This window comes from Ancylobacter sp. TW_SC_1 (assembly GCF_056836805.1).
Genome location: NZ_CM166365.1, coordinates 2,947,395 through 2,970,779, shown reverse-complemented (window position 1 = coordinate 2,970,779; position 23,385 = coordinate 2,947,395). Strand labels below are relative to the sequence as shown.

Below are 23,385 nucleotides of genomic sequence, written 5' to 3'. Positions count from 1 at the left end.
GACCGCGACGACATGAAGACGCCCCTTGCCACGCTCACCGCGCGCCTGTCCCCCGGCCGCACGCTGACCCTCGCCAACGTGCCGACCGGCATGGAGGGGCTGGTCGTCGCCGATCTCGCCCGCGCTTTGGCGGCGCAGGAGGACGCACCATGGCCGACGCTGATGGTGATCTGCCGCGATACCGAGCGCATGGCCGAGCTGGAGCGCGCGCTCGGCTTCTTCGCGCCCGGCGTCGAGGTGCTGCCGTTCCCGGCCTGGGACTGCCTGCCCTATGACCGCGCCTCGCCCAACAACGCGATCATCGCCCGGCGCATGACGACGCTCGCCCGGCTGGCGCGGGTGAAGGGGCGCGAGGCCGGCACCATCGTGCTCACCACGGTGAACGCGGCGCTGCAGCGCGTGCCCCGGCGCGCGCTGGTGGCGACGCAGTCCTTCTCGGCGGCGCCGGGCAACGCGCTCTCGCTCGACGAGGTCGTCGGCTGGGCGGAGATCAACGGCTTCCAGCGTACTTCCACCGTGCGCGACACTGGCGAATATGCCGTGCGCGGCGGCATCGTCGATCTCTACCCGCCGGGCCTGCCGGCGCCGGTGCGGCTCGACTTCTTCGGCGACACGCTGGAATCGATCCGCTCCTTCGATCCCGAGACGCAGCGCACGGCGATGCAGATGCGCTCGCTCGACCTCGTGCCGATGAGCGAGTTGCAGCTCACCAGCGAAACGATGAAGCGCTTCCGCATGGCCTATGTCGCCACCTTCGGCGCGGCCCAGCGCGGCGACCTGCTCTATGAGGCGGTGAGCGAGGGCCGGCGCTATCCCGGCATGGAGCACTGGCTGCCGCTGTTCCATGAGGGGCTCGACACGCTGTTCGACTACGCCCCCGACGCGCCCGTCGTCATGGAAGCGCAGGGCGACGAGGCCGCCGCCTCGCGGCTCGACCAGATCGCCGACTATTACGACGCCCGCAGGCACGGCATGGAGCATGGCGGCAACACGGCGCCCTACAAGCCGCTGCCGCCGGACGCGCTGTACCTGACCGCCGAGGAATGGGAGAGCCGGCGGCGCGACGCGCGCAACATTGCCATTTCCGGCTTCGCGCTGCCGGAATCGAAGGACGTCATCGACCTCGACGCTCGCCCGGCGCGCTCCTTCGCGCCCGAGCGGGCGGACGCCGACGCCTCGCTCTTCGACATTGCCGCCGGTTATCTGCGCGATCTCGCCAAAAAGAAGCGCACCATTCTCGCCGCCTGGTCGGACGGCTCGCGCGACCGCCTCTCCACCGTGCTCGCCGACCATGGGCTGAAAGGCACGCAGACCATCGGTTCGCGCGACGCCGCCGACGCGCTGCCCAAGGGCACGATCGGCCTCGCCGTGCTCGGCATCGAGAGCGGCTTCGAGACCGACACGCTCGCGGTGATCGGCGAGCAGGACATCCTCGGCGACCGCCTGGTGCGGCCCAAGCGCAAGGCGCGCCGCCCGCAGGACGTCATCGCCGAACTGACCTCGCTGACCGCCGGCGATCTTGTCGTCCATGTCGACCATGGCATCGGCCGGTTCATCGGGCTGAAGACCATCGAGGCGATGGGCGCGCCGCACGACTGCCTCGAAATCCACTACGCCGAAGGCTCCAAGCTCTTCCTGCCGGTGGAGAATCTCGAACTGCTCTCGCGCTACGGCTCGGAAGACACCGAGGCGCAGCTCGACCGCCTCGGCGGCGGCGGATGGCAGGCGCGCAAGGCGCGCATGAAGAGCCGGATCCGCGAGATGGCGGCGGAACTCATCAAGGTCGCCGCGCAGCGCCAGACGCAGGAGGCGCCGCGCCTGGTGCCGGCGGCCGGCATCTATGACGAATTCCGCGCCCGCTTCCCCTATGAGGAGACCGAGGACCAGGAAGCCGCCATCGAGGCGGTGTTCGACGATCTCGGCTCCGGCCACCCGATGGACCGGCTGGTGTGCGGCGATGTCGGCTTCGGCAAGACCGAGGTGGCGCTGCGCGCCGCCTTCGCGGTGGCGCTGAACGGCAAGCAGGTCGCGGTGGTGGTGCCGACCACGCTGCTGGCGCGCCAGCACTTCAAGACCTTCTCGGAGCGCTTCAAGGGACTGCCGGTCGTCGTGCGGCAGGCCTCGCGGCTGGTGACCGGCAAGGAGCTTTCCGAGACCAAGAAGGGCCTCGCCGACGGCACGGTGGACATCGTGGTGGGAACCCACGCGCTGCTCGGCAAGACCATCTCCTTCAAGGATCTCGGCCTCGTCATCGTCGACGAGGAGCAGCATTTCGGCGTCGGCCACAAGGAGCGGCTGAAGCAGATGCGCGCCGAGGTGCATGTGCTGACCCTCACCGCGACGCCGATACCGCGTACGCTCCAGCTCGCCATGACCGGCGTGCGCGAGCTTTCCCTCATCGCCTCGCCGCCCGTCGACCGCCTGGCGGTGCGCAGCTTCGTCACGCCGTTCGACCCGCTGATCGTGCGCGAGGCGCTGCTGCGCGAGCGCTATCGCGGCGGCCAGAGCTTCTATGTCTGCCCGCGCATCGAGGACCTCGCCGAGGTGAAGGACTTCCTCGACAAGCAGGTGCCGGAAGTGAAGGTCGCGGTGGCGCATGGCCAGATGGCGGCGACGCAGCTCGAGGAGATCATGTCCGCCTTCTACGACGGACAGTTCGACGTGCTGCTCTCCACCACCATCGTGGAATCCGGCCTCGATATTCCGACCGCCAACACGCTGATCGTGCACCGCGCCGACATGTTCGGCCTCGCCCAGCTCTATCAGCTGCGCGGACGCGTCGGGCGCTCGAAGACGCGCGCCTACGCGATCTTCACCCTGCCGGCAGAGAGACAGGTGACGGCGCAGGCCGACCGCCGTCTCAAGGTGCTGCAGTCGCTGGACACGCTGGGGGCGGGCTTCCAGCTCGCCAGCCACGACCTCGACATTCGCGGCGCCGGCAACCTGCTCGGCGACGAGCAGTCCGGCCACATCAAGGAGGTCGGCTACGAGCTCTACCAGGAGATGCTGGAGGAGGCGATCGCCCACCTCAAGGCCGGCATCACCGCGCCGGTCGCCGACAAATGGTCGCCGCAGATCTCCATCGGCACGCCCGTGCTGATACCGGAGGATTATGTGGCGGACCTGCATGTCCGCCTCAATCTCTACCGGCGCCTGGCCGACCTCGAGACCGATGCCGAGATCGAGGCCATCGGCGCCGAACTGGTCGACCGCTTCGGGTCGCTGCCCGAGGAGGTCGAACAGCTGCTCAAGCTCGTCGCCATCAAGGCGCTGTGCCGCCGCGCCAATGTGGAGAAGGTGGATGCCGGCCCGCGCGGCATGGTGCTGACCTTCCGCGACGGGCGCTTCCCCAACCCGGCCGGCTTCATAAGCTATGTCGGCAGGCCGCATGTGGTGGCGAAGATGCGCCCCGACGGCAAGGTGGTGTTCTCGGAGGACTGGCCGAACGCCAATGCGCGCCTCAAGGGCAGCGCCGGCATATTGAAGGAGCTGGCGAAGATCGCCGAACAGGGGGCGAAGGCGGCCTGATCGGCCGCCCCGCCTGAACCATCCCTATTCCAGCGGGCTGGCGTAGGCGCCGTCGCTGTCGGGCATCACGTCGGCATCGTTGTCCGAACCGGGACCGCTGAGGTCCATGTAGTCGCCGCCGGCCTGTTCCATATAGTCGTTGCTGTGGCCCGAACCGGGCTTGTCCGGCAGCGGGCCGTAATCGAGATAGTTCGGGTTGTTGATCGGCGGAATGGTGATCTCCAGCCCGCCATTGCCGGTCTGCGACTTCGGATGCACCGTGATCGGCTGCTGCTGGGCTCCGGCGGGAAGCACGCCCGCGAGGAAGAGAGCGGCGGCGGAAATGACGGCGTAACGCATAATCCTGCTCCAGGACATCGACTGTAGGCGCCGCAGGCCCCGGACACCGGGATGCAAAGCGACGATAATGTTCCCTAAGGACCGCTTTCCGGGAAATCTGTCCAGCGCTTCATGCGGTCCGGAGCGAATTTCGATGCGCCGCCATGTCGGCATGTGGCGCGCAAATCAGCCCGCCGCCTGCCACCAGCTCTCGGCGAGCGTGCCCGACAAGGCGAGCTGCGAGGGACGCTCGACCTTGCGCCAGCGTGCCACCCACTGGCCCGGCGTGTAGAACAGCGGCACCGAGAACCGCGCCGAGATCAGCACGCGGTCGAGCGCGCGCACGGCCGAGACGAAGTCCGTCCGCTCGCGCGCGGCGAGCAGTGCCTCGATCATCGCGTCCGCCGCCGGGCTCTTCAGCCCCATGAAATTGCGCGTGCCGGGCGTGTCGGCGGACGCCGAGCCGAAATAGAACGCCTGCTCGTTGCCCGGGGACAGCGACTGGTCCCAGATATAGGGCACCATGTCATAGTCGTAGGTCTGCTTGCGGGCCTCGAACTGCACATTGTCGACGAGGCGGATGTTCAGCTTCACGCCGACGCGCCGCAGCATGTTCTGATAGGCGAGGGCGAGGCGCTCCTGATCCTTGGTGCCGACGATCAGTTCGGGCGCGAAGGGCTTGCCGGTGGCGCGCGAGACCAGCGCGCCGCCCTTCAGCTCCCATCCCGCCGACGCGAACAGATCCAGCGCGCGGCGCAGGCTCTCGCGGTCGCGTCCCGAACCGTCCGAGCGCGGCGCGTGCCAGGTGCCGTCCATCACCTCGGGCAGCACCGCGTCGGGGAAAGGGGCCAGCAATTCGCGCTCGCGCGCCGTCGCCGGCCGGCCGAGCGAGGAGAGCTCGGAGCCGTCATAGAAGCTGCCATTGCGCCGGTAGAGGCCGAAATAGAGGTTCTCGTTTGCCCATTCGAAGTCGAACAGCTCGACCATCGCCTGCCGCACCCGCACATCGGCGAAGATGTCGCGCCGCATGTTGAAGATCAGCGCGGAGTAGGGCTTGGGCATGCCGGTCTCGATCTGCTCGCACAGGATGCGCCCGTCGCGCACGGCGGGGATGTCGTAGCCGGTCTTCCAGCGTCCCGGATCGGTCTCGAAGCGGATGTCGTAGAGGCCGCGCTTGAAGGCCTCGAACTGCGAGTTCACGTCGCGATAGAAGTCGTAGCGCAGGCTGTCGTAATTGTAGTTGCCGCGATTGACCGGCAGGTCGGCGCCCCAATAGCCGGCGTTGCGCACCAGGATCACCGTCTCGCCCGGCTTCACCTCCACCGCCTTGTAGGGGCCGCTGCCGAGCGGCGGCGTGAAGCTGGTCTGGTCGAAGCGGTCCGGGTCGACCGCGTGGCGCGCCAGCACCGGCATCAGCGCCAGGATGAGCGGCAGCTCGCGGTCGATGACGCCGAAGGTGAAGCGGATGGACAGGGGGCCCGTCACCTCGGCCTTGGCGACCTTGCCGTAATAGCTGCGGTGATTCGGACGCCCCTTCGTGCGCAGCAGGTCGAAGGAGAACAGCACGTCCTCCGCCGTGACCGGGGTTCCGTCGGAGAAGCGCGCGCGGGGATCTATCTCGAAGGCGACGTAAGAGCGCGCGTCGTCCGTCTCGACGCTGCGCGCCAGCAGCCCGTAGCAGGTGAAGGCCTCGTCGGGGCTGCGCGCCATCAGGCTTTCGACGATGTTCCAGCGCACGAAGGGCGGGGCGGTTCCGCGCACGATGAACGGATTGAGACTGTCGAAGGTGCCGACCGCGCCCTGCGCCAAGCGTCCGCCCTTCGGCGCATCCGGATTGACGCTGCGATAGTGAGCGAAACCGTCGGGATGCAGCGGCGCGCCGTGCATGGCGATGCCGTGCTGCGGGCCCGCCGGCGCGACGGCGTTGTCCTGCGCGCGCGCGGATGCTAGGAGCGGGTACCCAAATGCCGTGGTGCAACCGGCGATTAACACGTTGCGCCCGAAGGCGCGCCGGGTGATATCGGTCACGCCTCGACTCCCTGGTCACAGATTCGGCTCGTACTCATTGCAGAGTTCTAGCATGAACAGGACACCGATTTCCCTGAGGGTCACTCTGTCGCCTCAATTGGACAGGAGACAGCCCTCGATCCCGGTATGGCGCCGAGGCGTCTGCTGCCTTCGCTTACGTTGCGGTTCGCACGACAGGAACTCGATATGATCATACGCTCCACTTTCGCGCGCAGCCTTGCCGGTGCGGCTCTGGCGCTCACGGTTGCCGGCGGCGCCGCCGTCGCCCAGCAGCCGGCCAAGCCCGCCGCGAAGCCCGCGGCCAATGCCCAGCAGGCGCCCGCCGGCGGCCAGCAGGCCGGTGCTCCGCAGCAGATCCCGGCGATCCCGATTCCGTGGGTCAAGCGCTGCCGGACGGAGCCGTCGATCAACAAGGAGGTCTGCGAAATGGAGCAGACCATCATCACCGACACCGGGCAGTTCCTCGTCCGCTTCGGCATCTTCGAGGTGAAGGACGATCCGAAGAAGGCGTTCACCGTCGCCTTCCCGACCGGCCTGCTGCTGCGCAACGGCTTCCGCGTGGCGCTCGCCAACGAACAGCCGATCCTCGGCACCTTCGTCATGTGCGACGAGCGCGTATGCCGCGGCGACCTTCAGGTCGACCAGGGCTTCGTCGACCGCATGAAGAAGGCTCCGGGCCTGACGCTGCAGGTTGCCAACGCCGTCGGCCGGCTGATCTCCTACCCGATCGGGCTTGGCGACTTCGCCAAGGTCTATGATGGCCCGCAGACCGACCCCAAGGTCTTCGAGCAGCAGGTCACCAAGATCCAGGATCAGGTCAAGGCGCGCCAGGAGCAGCTGAAGGCCGACGCCGCGCAGCGCGAGCAGCAGACCAAGGCCGGCCTCGAAAAGCTCGGCGCCGAGAAGCTGAAGAACGCGCAGCCCGCGCAGTGAGGCGATAGTCCCTCCGACATGCGAACGCCCGGCTCACGGCCGGGCGTTTTTCGTTTCGGCTGCCGCGATGGCGTCAGAGCCCGGCGATCACTGCAGGCGTTCGCTGCGTACCCGCCATCCGCCGTCGCCGTCCGCCGCCAGCATCTCCTCGACCTGCGGGTGGCGCACCGGATCGCCGGACGTGTCGAGTTCGAGATTCTGCTCCGAGACATAGGCGACGTATTCCGTCTCCGCGTTCTCGGCGAGCAGGTGATAGAAAGGCTGGTCCTTGGTGGGCCGGATGTGCTCGGGGATCGACTCCCACCATTCGTCGGAGTTGGCGAATTCCGGATCGACGTCGAACACCACGCCGCGAAACGGGTAGTGCCGGTGCCGGACGATCTGCCCGATGCGGTATTTGGCGTTCCGTTCTTTCATCATGAACCTGTCCGCCTTTCCTTGTGGCGACCCGTAACGGGAGACGCCGGAAACTGTCAACCGTGGACGATGCAATGCGCATGCCCGGTCCTACCCGGGTAGCGCGAAAGACCGATTGACCGACACGCGGCAAGTCGATAGCCAGCCGTCATGGGCGAGGTCCTGGCGCTGGCGCTTCCCTTCTTCGGTGTGATCTTCCTGGGGCTGGGATGCGGCCGGCTGGCGCGCATCCCCGAAAGCGGCCTCGCCTGGCTCAGCTTCTTCATCATCTATGTGGCGCTGCCGGCGCTGTTCTTCTCGCTGGTGGCGCGCACGCCCTTCCATGAGCTGACCAACGGCTCCTTCATCGCCGCGACCACGGCGACCACGGCGATCTGCTTCACGCTCTCGCTCATCGTCGGCCTGTGGCTGCGGCGGGGCAATCTGCCCGAGGCGACCATCGCCGCCATCGTCGGCTCCTATTCGAATGTCGGTTATATGGGGCCGGGCCTGACGCTGGGGGCGCTCGGCGCGGCCGCGTCGGTGCCGACGGCGCTGATCTTCGTCTTCGACAGCCTGTTCTTCTTCACCATCGTGCCCGTCATGATGGCGATCGGCGGGCGTGACCGGCACAGCCTCGGCGCCACGCTGCTGCTCGTGGTGCGTCGCGTGGTGACGCACCCGTTCAACGTCGCGACCTTCCTCGGTGTCGTCTCGGCCTATTTCGAGTTCCAGCCGCCGGCGGCGATCGACAAGACGCTGGAATTCCTGCGCAACGCGGCGGCCCCCTGCGCGCTGTTCACCCTCGGCGTCTCGGTGGCGCTGCGGCCGATGGAACGCATGCAGGGCGAGGTGCCGTGGCTGCTGGCGATCAAGCTCGTCGTGCATCCCGCCCTGATCTGGCTGGTGCTGACCACGGTCGGCGGCTTCGAGCCGGTGTGGATCGCCACTGCCGTGCTGATGGCGAGCCTGCCGCCGGCGCTCAACGCCTTCATCATGGCCAAGCAGTACGACACCTATGTCGCCGGCGCCTCGGGCGGCGTGCTCATCGGCACGGTCGTCTCGGTCGCCACGGTGACGGCCATGCTCTATGCCGTGCAGCACGACATGCTGCCGCACGGCCTGCTGCACTAGATCCTAGAGCGGCGTTCCCGCCAGCAGGCGCGGCACGTCCCGCGTCGGTCCAACCCCCTCGCGCATCACCATGCGCCGCAGGCCCGACGACTGCCCGAGCACCCAGATGCCGAGCCCGCGCAGGCCGGCCACCGGCAGCAGGTCCGACAGCAGCGAGCGGTTGAACAGGTCGACCACAAAGCCGCGGCTGGCGACGTCCGCCCGGCGGCGGCTCTCATAAGCCTCCGTGACGTCCGAGCCGCCGATGTCGCGGCCGGCCCGCAGGGCGTCGCAGGCCAGCTCGGCGAGCGTCGCGGCGTCGCGAATGCCGAGATTGAGACCCTGCGCGCCGATCGGCGGAATGATGTGCGCGGCCTCGCCGACCAGCGCGACGCGGCCCCGGGCGAAATGCGTCGCCGTGCGCTGGCTCAGCGGGAAGCTGCCGCGCGGCGAGACGAGGCTCATCTGCCCGAGCAGGGAATGGGCCTTGCGCTCCATGATCCGGGCAAAGGCCTGCGGATCGAGCGCCGTGAGTTCGCGCGCCTCCTGCGCCGAGACGACGCAGACCACGCTGGAGCGGCCGCCCGGCAGCGGCACCAGCGTGAACGGGCCGGTCTTGGTGTGGAATTCGGTCGAGATGTCGCGGTGCGGGCGGCTGTGCGCGAGCGTCGCCGTGACGGCGACCTGCGGATATTCCCGCACCTTCATTTCAATGCCGGCGGCGCGGCGGCACGGCGAATTGCGCCCATCCGCCGCGGCGACGAGCGCCACCGCGAACGACGAGCGGTCTTCCAGTTCGACAATGGCATGTTCCGGCCCGTCGACCACCCGCGCCACGCTGCCCGCGATCCGCTCGATGCCCGGCGTGCCGGCCACGGCTTCGTCCAGCACGGCGAGGAGGGGCTCGTTCTCCAGATTCCAGGCGAAGCCTTCCAGCCCCAGCTCGCTGGCCCGGAACTCCACTTCCGGCGCGCGGATGAGCCGCCCCGTGTCGTCGACCAGCCGCATCACGCGCAATGGCGCGGCATGAGGGCGCAAAGCCTCCCAGAGACCGAGCGTCCCGAGCGCGCGCACCGATCCGTCCATCAGGGCGGTGGTGCGCGGATCGGGCGCGCGGGGCGGCGCGACGAGCTTGACCGAGAGGCCACCGGAGGCCAGCGCCAGCGCCGCCACAAGGCCGCTCGCGCCGCCGCCGACGACAGCCACCTTCTGCTCCGTTCGCGGGTAAGATGACATGTGCGCCTCCATCCGCGTCGCCGGGACTATAAGCCGGCCCGCGAGTGTGGGATAAGCAGGCGAGCGTGGTCTGGCAATGCGGATCAATGCGGGCACATGCTATATGCGTAACATAGAAGAAGCAGGCGGCGACGGTTCGGAGCCGGCAGTCGGGGGAGGAGATCCGGTGGCGATCACATCCAAGTCGCTGAGCGAGCGCCCGGCCGGCCGACGCACGATTGCCTTCGCCGTCCATATCTTCACCGCTTCCGGCGCGGTGTGCGGGCTCATGGCGCTGATGGCCGCGGTCGAGGGTCATTGGGCGATCATGTTCGCCTGGCTCGGCGCCGCGCTGTTCGTGGACGGCATCGACGGCACCATGGCGCGTCGCGCCCGGGTCGGCGAGTTGCTGCCGCGCTGGTCCGGCGAGACGCTCGATCTCGTCGTCGACTACCTGACCTATTGCCTCGTGCCGGCCTTCGCGGTGGCGAGCAGCGGTCTCATGCCGTTCTGGATGGCGGTACCCGCCAGCGCGGCCATCCTGCTGACCAGCGCGCTGTATTTCGCCGATACCTCCATGAAGACCGAGGACCTGTATTTCCAGGGCTTCCCGGCGGTGTGGAACGTGGTGGCGTTCTACTTCTTCCTCGTCCCGCTCAACCCCTGGGTGATCGCCGGCATCATCACCCTGCTGTCCATCGGCACCTTCCTGCCGATCAAGTTCGTGCACCCCTTCCGCGTGGTCCGGCTTCGGCTGCTTACTCTCGTGCTTCTGGCGGTGTGGGCGGTGTTGGCGATCATAGCCGTGCTGCAGGGCATGCGGCCGGACCTGTGGGTCACGCTGGGACTGTGCGCCTGCGCGCTCTATTTCACCCTGTTCGGCGTCATTCCCGCGCGCCGGCCCTCGGGCCGGCAGCCCGGCTGACGCCTCCAGGCGGCAGGTCCTCACAATTCCTCCCGGCAGGAGAGCACGCACGATGGCCATGGCGATTCGCGTTCATGAATTCGGCGGTCCGGACGTTCTGAAATACGAGGAAATCGCAGTCGGCGCGCCCGGTCCGGGCGAGGTCAAGCTGCGCCACACCGCGATCGGGCTCAACTTCATCGACACCTATTTCCGCTCCGGCCTCTACCCGCCGCCGCAGGGCCTGCCGTTCATTCCCGGCAATGAGGCGGCCGGCGTGGTGCTTCAGGTCGGCGAGGGCGTGACGGGGTTCAGGCCGGGCGACCGCGTCGCCTATGGCTCGGCGCTCGGCGCCTATTGCAGCGAACGCATCATGTCGGCCGCGCCGCTGGTCAAGCTGCCCGACGCCATCCGCGACGAGACGGCGGCGGCAATGATGCTCAAGGGCATGACCGCCCGCTACCTGCTGCGCCAGACCTACAAGGTGAAGACCGGCGACACGCTGCTGGTCCACGCCGCCGCCGGCGGCGTCGGGCAGATCATGTGCCAGTGGGCGACCCATCTCGGCGCCACCGTCATCGCTACCGTCGGTTCGGCCGAGAAGGCCGAGATCGCCAGGACGAACGGCGCCGCCTACGTCATCAACTACAATGAGGAGAATTTCGTCGAGCGGGTGAAGGAGATCACCGAGGGCGCGCTCTGCGACGTCGTCTATGACGGCGTCGGCCAGGCGACCTATCCAGCCTCGCTCGACTGCATCAAGCCGCGCGGACTTTTCGTCAGCTTCGGCAATGCCTCCGGCCCGATCCAGAATTTCAGCCTGCTGGCGCTGTCGCAGAAGGGCTCGCTCTATGCGACGCGGCCGACGCTCGTGACCCACATCTCCACGCGGGACGACCTGCTCGCCAACGCCGCCGACCTCTTCGAGGTCGTCAGCTCCGGTGCGGTGCGCATTCCCGAAAACCAGCGCTTCCGGCTGGCGGACGCGGCCGAGGCGCATCGCGAACTGGAAGCGCGCCGCACCACCGGTTCTACCGTACTGCTGCCCTAGGCCTGCCGAACCTCCGGAATCTGGCGCAAAACGCATCAGAATCCGGACCGGATGGACCAGACTTTAGGCTTGCTCCCTCGATCGAGCATGCCATGCTGGCAGTAACGCTTCCCCCAAAACGAAGCCAGCATGAACCGAGTGCCGCACCGCGAACCCGACGCACCCCGTGACGTGCATGCCCCCGCCGATGCATGCCGGCAGGGGCACCGATAACGTCATGGCGGAGGGCACCGGGGACACACAGGCTCGGCCGACGTCACTGCTGGAAGCGGTGGAACTGACCAAGTGCTTCGGCGCGCTGGTCGCCAATGATCATGTCAGCCTCGCCATCCGTGCCGGCGAGACGCACGCGCTGCTTGGCGAGAACGGCGCCGGCAAGTCGACGCTGGTGAAGATGATGTGCGGCCTGCTTCAGGCCGATTCGGGCGAACTGCTCTATGAGGGCACGCCGATCGTCTTCCCTGATCCGGCGAGCTCGCGCGCCAAGGGCGTCGGCGTGGTGTTCCAGCACTTCGCGCTGTTCGACGCGATGACGGTTGTGGAGAACGTCGCGCTCGGGCTGCCGGGCAACGAGCCGATGTCGGCGCTGGCGGCGCGGATCGACGACTGCGTCCGCCGTTACGGCCTGTCCGTCGAGCCCTATCGCCGCGTCGGCGAGCTTTCCGTCGGCGAGCGCCAGCGCGTGGAGATCGTCCGCTGCCTGCTCGGCAATCCGCGCGTGCTCATCCTCGACGAGCCGACCTCCGTGTTGACGCCGGACGAATCCGAGAACCTGTTCCGTACCGTCGACCTGCTGACCGGCGAGGGCAGGGCGGTCCTGTTCATCAGCCACAAGCTGGACGAGGTGCGCCGGCTCTGTCACCGGGCGACGGTGCTGCGCGGCGGCAGGTTCATCGCCGAGGTCGACCCGAAGCAGGAATCCTCCTCCAGCCTCGCCCGATTGATGGTGGGCGCCGAGGTTCCGCGCACGCCGCGCATCACCACCCATGAACTCGGCGAGCCCCGCCTGCTGATCCGACGCCTCAATGTCGCGGGCGACGGCTCGCGCGGCTCCGCGCTGCACGACATCGACCTCGAGATCCGCGCCGGCGAGATCGTCGGCATCGCCGGCGTGGCCGGCAACGGCCAGACCACGCTGTTCGACGTGCTTTCCGGCGAAAAGCCGGTGGAGGATCAAGAGAGCATCGTCATCGACAAGGTGCCCGCCGGCGGCCTCGGCCCCACCGAGCGGAGGGCGCTGCGTGCCGGCTTCGTGCCCGAGGAGCGGCTCGGCCACGCCGCCGCGCCCGACATGCGGCTCTCCGACAACGTGCTGCTGACGACGCATGGCGACGGCCAGATCGTGCGGTTCGGTGTCATCCGACGCTCGACCCTGTACGCCCGCTTCCAGCAGATCGTGACGCGCTTCGACGTGCGTTTCGGCGGCAAGGATCCGAAGGCGCGGCGCCTGTCGGGCGGCAACCTGCAGAAATTCGTCATCGGCCGCGAGGTGCTGCGCGATCCGGTGCTGATCGTCGTCGACCAGCCAACCTGGGGCGTGGATGCGGCGGCCGCCGCCTTCATCCGCACCACCTTGCGCGAGAAGGCGGCGGAGGGCTGCGCGGTGCTGGTGATCAGCCAGGATCTCGATGAACTGCTCGAATTCACCGACCGCATCGCCGTGATGAGCGAGGGGTACCTGACCGTACCCGTGCCCGTCGCCGAGACCTCGCGCGAGGCGATCGGTCTTGCCATGGGCGGCGCGCACGACGCGGCGGCGGAGGAGGGCAGCCATGCCGCTTAAGCTCGAACGGCAGGAGAACGTGTCCGGCCTTCGGCACGCGGCGGCGCCGGTCGTCGCGCTGCTGGTGACGCTCGTCGTCGGCGCGGCGATGTTCGTCATGCTCGGCCACGATCCGATCCGCGCCTTCACGATCTATTTCGTCGAGCCGCTCCTCGACCCGTGGACGCTGCAGGAACTGGTGGTCAAGGCCTGCCCGCTGCTGCTGATCGGCGTCGGGCTCGCCTTCTGCTACCGCGCCAATCGCTGGAACATCGGCGCCGAGGGCCAGTATGTCGCCGGCGCGGTGCTCGGCTCCTGGCTGGCGCTGGCGACGCACGGCACCGATGCGGGGCCCTGGGTGCTGCCGGCCATGCTGGTGCTCGGCGCCATCGGCGGGGCGCTGTGGGGGCTGATTCCCGCCTTCCTGCGGGTGCGCTTCGGCTGCAGCGAGATCCTGACCAGCCTGATGCTGGTCTATGTCGCCCAGCTCGGCCTCGACTATCTGGTGCGCGGCCCCTGGCGCGACCCGCAGGGCTTCAACTTTCCGCAGAGCGTGACCTTCGACGACGTCGCCCTGATGCCGCTGCTGATGGAGGAGGGCCGCATGCATGGCGGCATCCTCATCGCCCTCGTCGCCGTCGCCGTCGCCACCTTCGTTCTCGGCCGGACGCTGGTCGGCTTCTCCATCGAGCTCGGCGGTTCCGCGCCGCGCGCGGCGGCCTTCGCCGGCTTCCACGAGCGCCGTGTCACCTATGGCGTCTTCGCCGTCTCCGGCGCGCTGGCCGGCCTTGCCGGCATGATCGAGGTGGCCGGCCCGGTCGGCCAGTTGCAGCCGTCCATTTCGCCCGGCTACGGCTTCACCGCCATCATCGCGGCGATGCTCGGCCGGCTGCACCCGATCGGCATTCTGGTGGCGAGCCTCGTGCTGGCGCTCACCTATATCGGCGGCGAGGCGGCGCAGATCAGCATGCGCCTGCCCTTCGACGTCACCCGCGTGTTCCAGGGCACGCTGCTGCTCGCCATTCTGGCGGCCGACGTGCTGGTGCGCTACCGCATCCGCCGGGTGGAGGGGACGAGCCATGCTTGACGCGGCGATCTTCGGGGCCGTCCTCGCCAGCATCGTGGCAGCGGCGACGACGCTGCTGCTCGCCTCGCTGGGCGAGCTCGTCGCCGAGCGCGGCGGCACGCTCAATCTCGGCGTCGAGGGCATGATGATCGTCGGCGCGGCGGTCGGCTACGCCACCGCCTACAGCTCGGGCAGCCTGCTGCTCGGCACGCTCGCCGCCGTGCTCGCCGGGGTGGCGCTGTCGCTCGTCTTCGCCGGGCTGGCCGTCTGGCTCGCCACCAACCAGGTGGCGTCCGGGCTCGCCACCACCATTCTCGGCCTCGGGATCGCTGGGCTGATCGGGTCGAATTTCGTCGGTACGCGGATCGACGCGGCGCCGGCGCTGCACATCCCCGTGCTTACGGACCTGCCCGTGATCGGACGGGCGGCTTTCGGACAGGATGCCTTCGTCTATGCCTCCGTCCTGCTGCTGATCGTCGTCGCCTACGGCCTCGCCCGTACCCGGATCGGCCTCGTGCTGCGCGCCGTCGGCGAGAACCACGCCGCCGCGCATGCGCTCGGCCATCCGGTGCGCTGGATCCGCACGCTGGCGGTGATGTTCGGCGGCGCCTGCGCCGGGCTTGCCGGCGCGCACCTGTCGCTCGCCTATACGCCGTTCTGGGCCAGCGACATGACCGCGGGCCGCGGCTGGATCGCGCTGGCGCTGGTGGTGTTCTCGGCCTGGCGGCCGCTCTGGCTGCTGGCCGGCGCCTATCTGTTCGGCGCGGTATCGATCTTGCAGCTGCACGTCCAGGGTTTCGGCCTCGGCATCCCGTCGCAGTTCCTCTCGTCGCTGCCCTATCTGGCGACGATCATCGCCCTTGTCGTCATCTCCGCCCTCAAGCACGGGCAGGGTGCGCCGGCCTCGCTCGGCGTGCCCTTCGTGCCCGACCGCTGATCCGGGCGGACCAAACGGGTCGCATGGCGACCTCCCGGCGCGCGACGCGGCCGCGTGCCGCCGGTGACAATTCCGGCCGCGATTGATGGAGCGGAGACGTTCATGCGCAAGATTCTCTCCATGGCGGTCGCCATCGCTTCGGGCCTCGCCCTCGCCGGCGGCGGGCTGCCGGAGGCGCGGGCGGCGGAGAAGCTGAAGGCCGCCTGGGTCTATGTCGGGCCGATCGGCGATTTCGGCTGGTCCTACCAGCACGACCAGGGCCGCAAGGCGGTCGAGCAGGCGCTCGGCGACAAGGTCGAGACCACCTTCGTCGAGAACGTGCCCGAGGGCCCGGACGCAGAGCGCGTGATCGAGCAGCTCGCCCGCGCCGGCAACACGCTGATCTTCACCACCTCCTTCGGCTTCATGGAGCCGACGCTGAAGGTCGCCAAGCGCTACCCGAAGGTGCATTTCGAGCACGCCACCGGCTTCAAGCGCGCCAAGAACGTCTCGACCTACAACGCCAAGTTCCATGAGGGCCGCTACGTCCTCGGGCAGCTCGCCGCCAAGATGTCGAAGACCGGCACGATCGGCTACATCGCGTCCTTCCCGATCCCCGAGGTCGTCTCCGGCATCAATTCGCTGATGCTCGGCGCGCAGTCGGTCAACCCGGACATGAAGATCAAGATCGTCTGGGTGAACTCCTGGTTCGATCCGGCCAAGGAGGCCGACGCGGCCAAGGCGCTGATCGACCAGGGCGCCGACGTGATCTCGCAGCATACCGACAGCCCGGCCGCGATGCAGGCCGCCGAGTCGCGCGGCACCAAGGCCTTCGGCCAGGCATCCGACATGATCAAGTTCGGCCCGAACGCGCAGCTCACCTCGATCATCGACAACTGGGCGCCCTATTATATCGAGCGCACCAAGGCCGCGCTCGACGGCACCTGGACCTCGACCGACACCTGGGGCGGGATGAAGGACGGCGAGGTCGTCATGGCCCCCTACACCAACATGCCCGACGACGTGAAGAAGATGGCCGAGGAGACCCAGGCGGCGATCACCTCCGGAGCTCTGCATCCCTTCAAGGGGCCGATCTACAAGCAGGACGGCACCCTGGCGGTGAAGGAAGGCGAGGTGCTCCCCGACAAGGACATCCTCTCGATGAACTGGTACGTGAAGGGCATCGACGACACGGTGCCCGGGCAGTAGGCGCGCGCGGGCATGGCGGCGCGGCCCGGCTGCGCCGCCATCGTTGCCAAAGACCGCTCCATATGCGATTGCGCATGGCAAGCGGCGACGGTTCCGAACTTGCCGGTCGCAGAGCCAGAGGCGCAGCGTCGAGCACATGACAATTCCGGTGGACATCGCCGCACTGGGTGCCCGCGCGGCGGCGATGATCGAAGAACTCGGCGCGATTTCCGCCCGTCCGGACGACCTGACCCGGCTTTTCCTGACGCAAGAGCACCGGCGCGCCGCCGATCTCGTCGCCCGCTGGATGCGCGAGGCGGGCCTCGCCGTCAGCGAGGACGCGCTCGGCACGGTGCGCGGCCATTGGCATCCCGCCGGCGCGGACGCGCCGCGCCTGCTCGTCGGCTCCCACATCGATACGGTCGCCAATGCCGGCAAGTATGACGGCGCGCTCGGCGTCGTCCTCGGCATCCTCGCGGTCGAGGCGGTCGCCAGGGCCGGGCTCGCGCCCCCTTACGGCATCGACGTCCTCGCCTTCGGTGACGAGGAGGGGAGCCGCTTTCCCACCACGCTGTCGTCTTCGGCCGCGGTTGCCGGCGTGTTTCCCCCCGCCAGCCTCGCCGGAGCGGACGCCGACGGCGTCACCCTGCGCGAGGCGCTCCTCGCCTATGGCAAGAATCCCGACGACATCGCATCGGCGGCCTATGACCCCTCGCGGGTGATCGCCTATGTCGAGGCCCATATCGAGCAGGGACCGGTGCTGGAGGCGGAAGGCGAGCCGCTGGGAGTCGTCACCGCGATCGCCGGCGCCTCGCGCCTGTCCGTCACCGTGACGGGCGAGGCGGGCCATGCCGGCACGGTGCCGATGCGCATGCGCCGCGACGCGCTGGCCGGCGCCGCCGAAATGGTCCTCGCGGTCGAACGCATCGCCAGGGCCGACGCCCATGGCATGGTGGCGACGGTCGGGCGGATGCATGTCGAGCCCGGCTCGGTGAACGTCATTCCCGCGCGCGTCGTCTTCACCGTCGATCTGCGCTCCGGTTCGGACAGCTCCCGCCGCGAGGCGCTGACCCGCTTCGAGCGCGAGGCCCATCGCATCGCCGACAATCGCCGTCTCGGCGTGGTCATCTCGGCTTTCCACGACGTGGCGACGGTGCCCTGCTATCGCGACCTGCAGCACCGGCTGCGCGACGCGGTCGCCGGGCTCGGCCACCGTGCGCTGTCGCTGCCCTCCGGAGCCGGCCATGACGGGCAGGCAATGTCGAAGCTCTGCCCGGTCGGCATGCTGTTCGTGCGCTGCAGGGGCGGCATCAGCCACAATCCGGCCGAATACACCTCGCCCCAGGACATGGGCCTGGCGACGGCGGCGCTCATCGGTTTCATCGAGCGCTTCCAACTCCCGCATCTCGACGGCGGCACAAGCGGAGCACAGACGTGAGCAGTTCAGGCGACGACATGCAGAAGCTGGCCCGCGAGGTCGACTTCCTGAAGGCGCTGGTGCGCGTGCCGAGCGACAATCCGCCCGGCGACTGCGCCCCGCACGCGGAAGTCGCCGGCCAGCTCCTGGAAGAGCTCGGCTTCGCGGTCGAGCGCCATGTGGTGCCCGAGCCCTTCGTGCTGGCGCATGGCATGAAGTCGGTGATCAACCTCGTCGTGCGCGAACGCTTCGGCAGCGGCAAGGGGCCGGTCATCGCGCTCAACGCCCATGGCGACGTGGTGCCGCCCGGCGAGGGCTGGACCTACGATCCCTATGGCGCGGAAGAGAAGGGCGGGGCGATCTACGGGCGCGGCGCGGCGGTGTCGAAATCCGACTTCGCCACCTATGCCTTCGCCCTGCTGGCACTGAAGGAACGGCCGGAGGGGCTCGACGGGACGGTCGAGCTGCACTTCACCTATGACGAGGAGGCGGGTGGCTTCGTCGGGCCGCAATGGCTGCTGCAGCACGAGATCACCAAGCCGGACTACGCCATTTCCGCCGGCTTCTCCTATGCCGTCGTCATCGCCCATAATGGCTGCCTGCACCTCGAGATCGTGGTGCGCGGCAAGCAGGCCCATGCCGCCCTGCCGGAAACCGGCGCCGACGCGCTGGAGGCCGCCACCGCCATCCTCGACGCCATCTATGCCGAGCGGCGCCGGCTCTACGGCATCACCAGCGCCACGCCCGGCATCGGCTCGCCGAAGATCACCGTCGGCCTCATCTCGGGCGGCATCAACACCAATGTGGTGCCGGACCGCATCGTCATGCGGGTCGACCGCCGCCTGACGCCGGAGGAGGACGGGATCAGCGTCGAGGCCGAACTCAACGCGCTGGTCGAGCGCGCGGTGGCGGGCCGTCCTGGCATCGAGATCGAATGCCGCCGCATCATCCTCGCCGAGCCGCTGCGCACGCTGCCGGGAACCGAGAAGCTGGTCGAGATCATCCAGAAGCACGCCACCGACGTGCTGGGCGAGACGCCCCCGGCGACCGCGGTGCCGCTCTATACCGATGCCCGCCACTACACCGCCGCCGGCATACCGACCGTGCTCTACGGCGCCGGCCCGCGCTCCATTCTCGAAGCCAACGCCCATGCGGCGGACGAGCATGTGCGCATCAGCGACCTCAAGGCGGCGACGCAGGTGATCGAGGCCACGCTCCGCGATCTGCTCACGCCTTGAGGCCGGGAGTGCCCGCGTGACCTGGAGCCGGCTGTTCGTCAGTCACTATTTCCCGCTCTACGTCTTCCTGGTGGCGACCATGCCCTTGCTGGCGGGATGGGCCTGCTACTGGGTGGCGATGCGCCCGCGGCTGATCGCGGTGTTCAACCCGAGGGATCTCCAGACCTCCTATCTCGGCGCGCTGACGCTGCCTTTCGCGCTGTTCCTCGCCTTCATGGTGAGCGACATCTGGAACCGCGAGAACCACTACGCGCAGACCGTGCTGAAGGAAGTCCAGCGGCTCGACGCCATGCTCGACATCGCCCGCGTGTGCGGGCCGACCTGCGCGCCGATCGACGATGCCGTGGGAGCCTATGCGCGCGCGCTCTCCCTCCACGAATGGGATGAAGGCTGGGTCCGCCCGCACCCGGAGGTCTCGACCGCCTTCGACGGGCTGGTGCGGGCCGTCTCAAAGGCCGACGCCGACGCCGAGGTTCCGACCCACATCCGAAGCGTGATGCTCGCCGCGCAACTCGATCTGCGGCGCCTCAGGACGGATCGCTATTTCATCCTGCATGCCGATCTGGCGCCCCATCGCTGGATCGTGGTGATGGTGCTGGGCCTGCTGTCGCTGATCGGCCTCGCGGCGCTGCATGTCGGCAAGCGCTATCAGCTCATCATCGGGCTGACGACCTTCGCCATCGCCTTTTCGACGACGCTCGCCTACACGGTCGCCCTGTCCTGGCCGACCGTCGACGAGAGCATCGTTCCTTCCGAGGAACTGCGGCGGGTCCTGGAGTAGAGGCGGGGGCTCAGTAGCCCACCGCCGTGCCGTGCAGGTCGTAGGCGTCGGCCCGCTCGATCTTCACCGTGACGATCTCGCCGACCCGGAGCGGGCGGCGGGCAGCGACGTGCACGGCACCGTCGATCTCCGGCGCATCCGCCTTGGAGCGGCCGATGGCGACGCTCGGCCCGACGCTGTCGATGATGACCTGCTGGCGGGTGCCGACCTTGCGCTTCAGGCGCCGGGCGCTGACGCGCTGCTGCACCTCCATGAAGCGCTTCCAGCGCTCGTCCTTCACCTCGTCGGCAATCGCCGCGCCGAGCGCGTTGGCCGGGGCGCCGGCGACAGGCTCATATTTGAAGCAGCCGACACGGTCGAGTTCCGCCTCCTCGAGGAAGGCCAGCAACTCCTCGAATTCGGCCTCGGTCTCGCCGGGGAAGCCGACGATGAAGGTCGAGCGTAAGGTGAGGTCCGGGCAAGCGGCGCGCCATGCCTGCACGCGCGCCAGGGTCTTCTCCTGCGCGGCCGGGCGCTTCATCCGCCTGAGCACGCTCGGCGAGGCATGCTGGAAGGGGATGTCGAGATAGGGAAGGATCACGCCGTCGGCCATCAGCGCGATGACCTCGTCGACATGGGGGTAGGGGTAGACATAGTGCATGCGCACCCACGCCCCGAGCGACCCGAGTTCGCGCGCCAGATCGAGGAAGCGGGCGCGGACTTCCCGGTCCTTCCACGTGCTGGCGGCATATTTCAGGTCGACGCCGTAGGCGGAGGTGTCCTGCGAGATGACGAGCAGTTCCTTCACGCCGGCTGCGACCAGCCGCTCGGCCTCGCGCAGCACGTCGCCGGCCGGACGGCTGACCAGATCGCCACGCAGCTTGGGGATGATGCAGAAGGTGCAACGATTGCTGCAACCCTCTGAAATCTTTAGATAGGCATAGTGGCGCGGGGTGAGCTTGATGCCTTGCGGCGGCACCAGATCGACGAACGGATCGTGCTGCGGCGGCACCGCCTGATGCACCGCCGCCAGCACGCTCTCATATTGCTGCGGCCCGGTCACCGCGAGCACGCCGGGATGCACGTCGCGGATCTGCTCGGGCTCGGCGCCCATGCAGCCGGTGACGATGACCCGGCCATTCTCCTTCAGCGCGTCGCCGATGGCCGCCAGGCTCTCGGCCTTGGCGCTGTCGAGGAAGCCGCAGGTGTTGACGATGACGAGGTCGGCGCCTTCGTGATGGCGCGACAGCTCGTAGCCTTCCGAACGCAGGCTGGTGATGATGCGTTCGCTGTCCACCAGCGCCTTCGGGCAGCCCAGCGAGACAAAGGAAATGCGCGGTGCGTCACCGCGTGCGGAAGGAAAGGCGTCGGACGACGCGATATCGGCCATGATCGGTGCGGCACCCGGATTTTCTGGATCGCGAGCGGTTACGGCACGCAGCCGCCCGCGTCAACTGCACCGGCCCCGGGACCGCCGCACCTCTCCGGCATGTGAGCGGGCGCTCAGGCGGCCGCGTCGTCGACCGACAGGGCGATGACGCTCTCGAACAGCTCGACCTCGGGATGGCCGACATAGAGCGGCTTGTTGCCCCCGGCGCTGCCATGCGCCTTGCGGAAGGCCTCGGAACGCGTCCACGCCTCGAAATCCGCGCGCGAGGCCCAGATCGAGTGGGAGGCGTAGAGCGTGTGGTCGTCCTTGGTGGGGCCGCGCAGGAGATTGAAGGACTTGAAGCCGGGAACGGTCTTCAGATGGCTGTCGCGCTCGCGCCAGACCGTCTCGAAATCGGCTTCCGACCCCAGCTTCACCTTGAAGCGGTTCATTGCAAGAAACATGGGATTCTCCTTACGTCTGCCCGGCAGCAGGAGACTTAGCCCAAGCCGCCGGCGAGGTCGATGCGGCGCCGCGGCGTGCGGCTCGCGAACCCGACGTCTGGAACACGGACGGCGGCAAAAAAAGGGGCGGCTCGCGCCGCCCGCCGATATCCTGGAGAGACACGTCCGGGACAGGGCTTACTTCAGCTTGTCGACATCGATGCCGAAGGTCACGGCGCCGATCGCCACGTCCTTGTCGGAAATGGTGACGCTGACCTGCGCGATCTTCTTGCCGCCGTCCTCCTCGACCTTGTCGACGAAGATGGTGCCGGGACCCACGGCATAGGTCTTCTGCCACTTGGCCTCATCTGCCTGCCACAGGTCGGAGGTGCCATCGGTCTGGCCGACATTGAGGCCGCGATTGTCCATCACGAAGGCTTCGGTGATGACGCCGCCGGAAGCATCCTTCTTCTGGATCAGGAACTCCGACAGCTTGTTCTTGCGGATGCTGTCGATCAGCGCCTGGTCCTTGGCGATCCACGCCTTGTCCAGAACGATGATCTCTTCCTGCATCAGCTTCTTGTGCTTCTTGTTCGACTCGATCACGGCGGCGATGACCACCGGATCGCTGAGCCAGGGCTGAATGTTCTTCTGCACATAAGCCGTCGCCGGCTTCACATGCGCAGCTTCCTCCTGCGCGAAGGCCGGCGCGACGCCGAGAATGCTCACCGCCGCGGCGAACGCGACAAAGCTGTTGCGGATGTTCATTGGTGTTTCCTCCTCACGGACGATCTTTGTGCCGTCCGTACCCACCGTAACATGATGTAACAATGGGTCCGCAAGAGGTATTTCACGCTGCAAGGCACCATAAATAATTCACGACCTTCGCAGTCGCGAAATATTCGGCACTGCCAGTGTTGTCGCAATGATGTATTCGCGCCTGACGAAACATATTCACGCGCCTTCGCCGACGGCAAGGCGCGGCCGAGACCCGATCAATGTCGTTCGTTATGACGCAGGGTAATCAATACAACTAAAATGTCATTTTAAACATTCAAGTCGTCGCCATGGGTTAAAAGTAAACATGGGGACGGTGTGGAATACCACATTCCATGTACGATGCGCCATATTCTTCATGGCGAACATCAGTCATCACAGGAATGTGTTGGTGGGCAAGGCTGGATTCGCAATGACTCGCGCCGAGCGTTCCCGGATACTTCTTGACTGCGTCATTTCGGTGCCAAATTAGCCTGCCAGTATCAGCCTGCCCGCGGATGCCACGGCTCAGCCCCGCCGGGTTCCAAGCAAAGCCGGAAACGGGAGGTTCCAAGATGACGAACGTGATTGACGGCACCACCTTTCGACCCCAGCCGATCCACGTCCTGATCGGGCAGGAGGATATCGCCATCGAGTCGCTGGACGGTGCGATCGGGTTCATCCGCTCGCTGCGGCACGACCGGCTCGGCCGTTTCGCGGAGATGCTGCTGACCCAGATGGAGGCCGCGCGCCTTCCCCACCAGCAGAACGAGGCCTGGACCGCCTTCACCACCTGGACGGACGCCTGCCACCTGCGCAATGACGACCGCCACTGGAGCCGGGCCGCGTAAGCCCGCGCTCACGCTTCGGCCCTGCGGAGGGACGCCAGCCTCTCTCCGCACGCCGCGCGCCCCTTTGGCATAATGCCGATGGCGAACCCGTCGGCGTTGCGCTAAGCGTGTCGTCGGGGGCGGGGGAAACCTC

Annotated in this window: 20 protein-coding genes; 13 read left to right on the top strand and 7 right to left on the bottom strand. The window is 67.9% G+C overall.

Translation table 11 applies throughout. The annotated features are described in order from the left end of the window. The first annotated feature begins 12 nt into the window (after positions 1-12). On the top strand, positions 13-3,528 hold the full coding sequence (gene mfd / locus AC1PZ7_RS13695; protein ID WP_482355766.1) for a transcription-repair coupling factor: 3,516 nt from the start codon (positions 13-15) through the stop codon (positions 3,526-3,528). Positions 3,529-3,552: 24 nt separating this feature from the next. Here mfd and AC1PZ7_RS13690 read toward each other — a convergent pair whose 3' ends face one another. Continuing rightward, positions 3,553-3,867 (bottom strand): hypothetical protein, encoded by a 315-nt coding sequence (locus AC1PZ7_RS13690; RefSeq protein ID WP_482355765.1) that lies wholly within the window; start codon positions 3,865-3,867, stop codon positions 3,553-3,555. A gap of 165 nt (positions 3,868-4,032) precedes the next feature. Next, entirely contained in the window at positions 4,033-5,733 is a 1,701-nt protein-coding gene (locus tag AC1PZ7_RS13685) for an extracellular solute-binding protein (protein WP_482359649.1), read from the bottom strand. A gap of 327 nt (positions 5,734-6,060) precedes the next feature. On the opposite strand from AC1PZ7_RS13685, the gene AC1PZ7_RS13680 reads away from it, so the two are divergent. Then, the gene (locus tag AC1PZ7_RS13680) at positions 6,061-6,807 is read left to right on the top strand and encodes an invasion associated locus B family protein (protein ID WP_482355764.1); all 747 of its coding nucleotides are present in this window, start codon (positions 6,061-6,063) and stop codon (positions 6,805-6,807) included. 87 nt (positions 6,808-6,894) lie between these two features. On the opposite strand, the gene hspQ is transcribed toward AC1PZ7_RS13680, so the two are convergent. Further along, positions 6,895-7,224 (bottom strand): heat shock protein HspQ, encoded by a 330-nt coding sequence (gene hspQ / locus AC1PZ7_RS13675; protein WP_482359648.1) that lies wholly within the window; start codon positions 7,222-7,224, stop codon positions 6,895-6,897. A gap of 150 nt (positions 7,225-7,374) precedes the next feature. Between hspQ and AC1PZ7_RS13670 the strand changes: the two genes are divergently transcribed. Continuing rightward, positions 7,375-8,337, top strand: a complete 963-nt coding sequence (locus tag AC1PZ7_RS13670; RefSeq protein ID WP_482355763.1) for an AEC family transporter — start codon at positions 7,375-7,377, stop codon at positions 8,335-8,337. Between the two features lie 3 nt (positions 8,338-8,340). Here the strand turns inward: AC1PZ7_RS13670 and AC1PZ7_RS13665 are convergent, their stop codons facing one another. Further along, the gene (locus AC1PZ7_RS13665) at positions 8,341-9,552 is read right to left on the bottom strand and encodes a UbiH/UbiF family hydroxylase (RefSeq protein WP_482355762.1); all 1,212 of its coding nucleotides are present in this window, start codon (positions 9,550-9,552) and stop codon (positions 8,341-8,343) included. Between the two features lie 172 nt (positions 9,553-9,724). Here AC1PZ7_RS13665 and AC1PZ7_RS13660 point away from each other — a divergent pair, with 172 nt between their 5' ends. The 9 genes from AC1PZ7_RS13660 (at position 9,725) to AC1PZ7_RS13620 (ending at position 19,854) form a co-directional block, all read left to right on the top strand. Further along, entirely contained in the window at positions 9,725-10,456 is a 732-nt protein-coding gene (locus AC1PZ7_RS13660; RefSeq protein WP_482359647.1) for a CDP-alcohol phosphatidyltransferase family protein, read from the top strand. Between the two features lie 52 nt (positions 10,457-10,508). After that, a complete protein-coding gene (locus tag AC1PZ7_RS13655; protein WP_482355761.1) occupies positions 10,509-11,486 on the top strand; it encodes a quinone oxidoreductase family protein in 978 nt (325 codons plus the stop codon). 217 nt (positions 11,487-11,703) lie between these two features. Next, on the top strand, positions 11,704-13,269 hold the full coding sequence (locus AC1PZ7_RS13650) for an ABC transporter ATP-binding protein (protein ID WP_482355760.1): 1,566 nt from the start codon (positions 11,704-11,706) through the stop codon (positions 13,267-13,269). After that, a complete protein-coding gene (locus AC1PZ7_RS13645; protein WP_482355759.1) occupies positions 13,259-14,335 on the top strand; it encodes an ABC transporter permease in 1,077 nt (358 codons plus the stop codon). The genes AC1PZ7_RS13650 and AC1PZ7_RS13645 overlap by 11 nt, the downstream gene beginning before the upstream one ends. Further along, positions 14,328-15,251, top strand: coding sequence for an ABC transporter permease (locus AC1PZ7_RS13640; RefSeq protein ID WP_482355758.1), 924 nt, complete (start codon positions 14,328-14,330; stop codon positions 15,249-15,251). Before AC1PZ7_RS13645 ends, AC1PZ7_RS13640 begins: the two co-directional genes overlap by 8 nt. Before the next feature lie 102 nt (positions 15,252-15,353). Beyond that, complete coding sequence (locus AC1PZ7_RS13635; protein WP_482355757.1) at positions 15,354-16,439, top strand: BMP family ABC transporter substrate-binding protein; 1,086 nt, start codon at positions 15,354-15,356, stop codon at positions 16,437-16,439. Between the two features lie 136 nt (positions 16,440-16,575). Then, the gene (locus AC1PZ7_RS13630; protein WP_482355756.1) at positions 16,576-17,856 is read left to right on the top strand and encodes an allantoate amidohydrolase; all 1,281 of its coding nucleotides are present in this window, start codon (positions 16,576-16,578) and stop codon (positions 17,854-17,856) included. Further along, on the top strand, positions 17,853-19,073 hold the full coding sequence (locus tag AC1PZ7_RS13625) for an ArgE/DapE family deacylase (protein WP_482355755.1): 1,221 nt from the start codon (positions 17,853-17,855) through the stop codon (positions 19,071-19,073). Before AC1PZ7_RS13630 ends, AC1PZ7_RS13625 begins: the two co-directional genes overlap by 4 nt. A gap of 16 nt (positions 19,074-19,089) precedes the next feature. Beyond that, positions 19,090-19,854 carry a bestrophin-like domain gene (locus AC1PZ7_RS13620; protein WP_482355754.1) on the top strand — a complete coding sequence of 255 codons (765 nt, stop codon included), beginning with the start codon at positions 19,090-19,092 and terminating at the stop codon, positions 19,852-19,854. 10 nt (positions 19,855-19,864) lie between these two features. On the opposite strand, the gene rimO is transcribed toward AC1PZ7_RS13620, so the two are convergent. The 3 genes from rimO to AC1PZ7_RS13605 all read right to left on the bottom strand — a co-directional run bounded on the left by rimO (position 19,865) and on the right by AC1PZ7_RS13605 (position 22,413). Continuing rightward, positions 19,865-21,223: a 30S ribosomal protein S12 methylthiotransferase RimO gene (gene rimO, locus AC1PZ7_RS13615; protein WP_482355753.1), complete on the bottom strand. Its 1,359-nt coding sequence runs from the start codon at positions 21,221-21,223 to the stop codon at positions 19,865-19,867. Between the two features lie 113 nt (positions 21,224-21,336). Beyond that, positions 21,337-21,666 (bottom strand): heme-degrading protein HmuQ, encoded by a 330-nt coding sequence (gene hmuQ, locus AC1PZ7_RS13610; protein WP_482355752.1) that lies wholly within the window; start codon positions 21,664-21,666, stop codon positions 21,337-21,339. Between the two features lie 177 nt (positions 21,667-21,843). Continuing rightward, positions 21,844-22,413 carry a hypothetical protein gene (locus AC1PZ7_RS13605; RefSeq protein WP_482355751.1) on the bottom strand — a complete coding sequence of 190 codons (570 nt, stop codon included), beginning with the start codon at positions 22,411-22,413 and terminating at the stop codon, positions 21,844-21,846. A gap of 563 nt (positions 22,414-22,976) precedes the next feature. Here AC1PZ7_RS13605 and AC1PZ7_RS13600 point away from each other — a divergent pair. Then, on the top strand, positions 22,977-23,252 hold the full coding sequence (locus AC1PZ7_RS13600; protein ID WP_482355750.1) for a hypothetical protein: 276 nt from the start codon (positions 22,977-22,979) through the stop codon (positions 23,250-23,252). Positions 23,253-23,385: the final 133 nt, after the last annotated feature.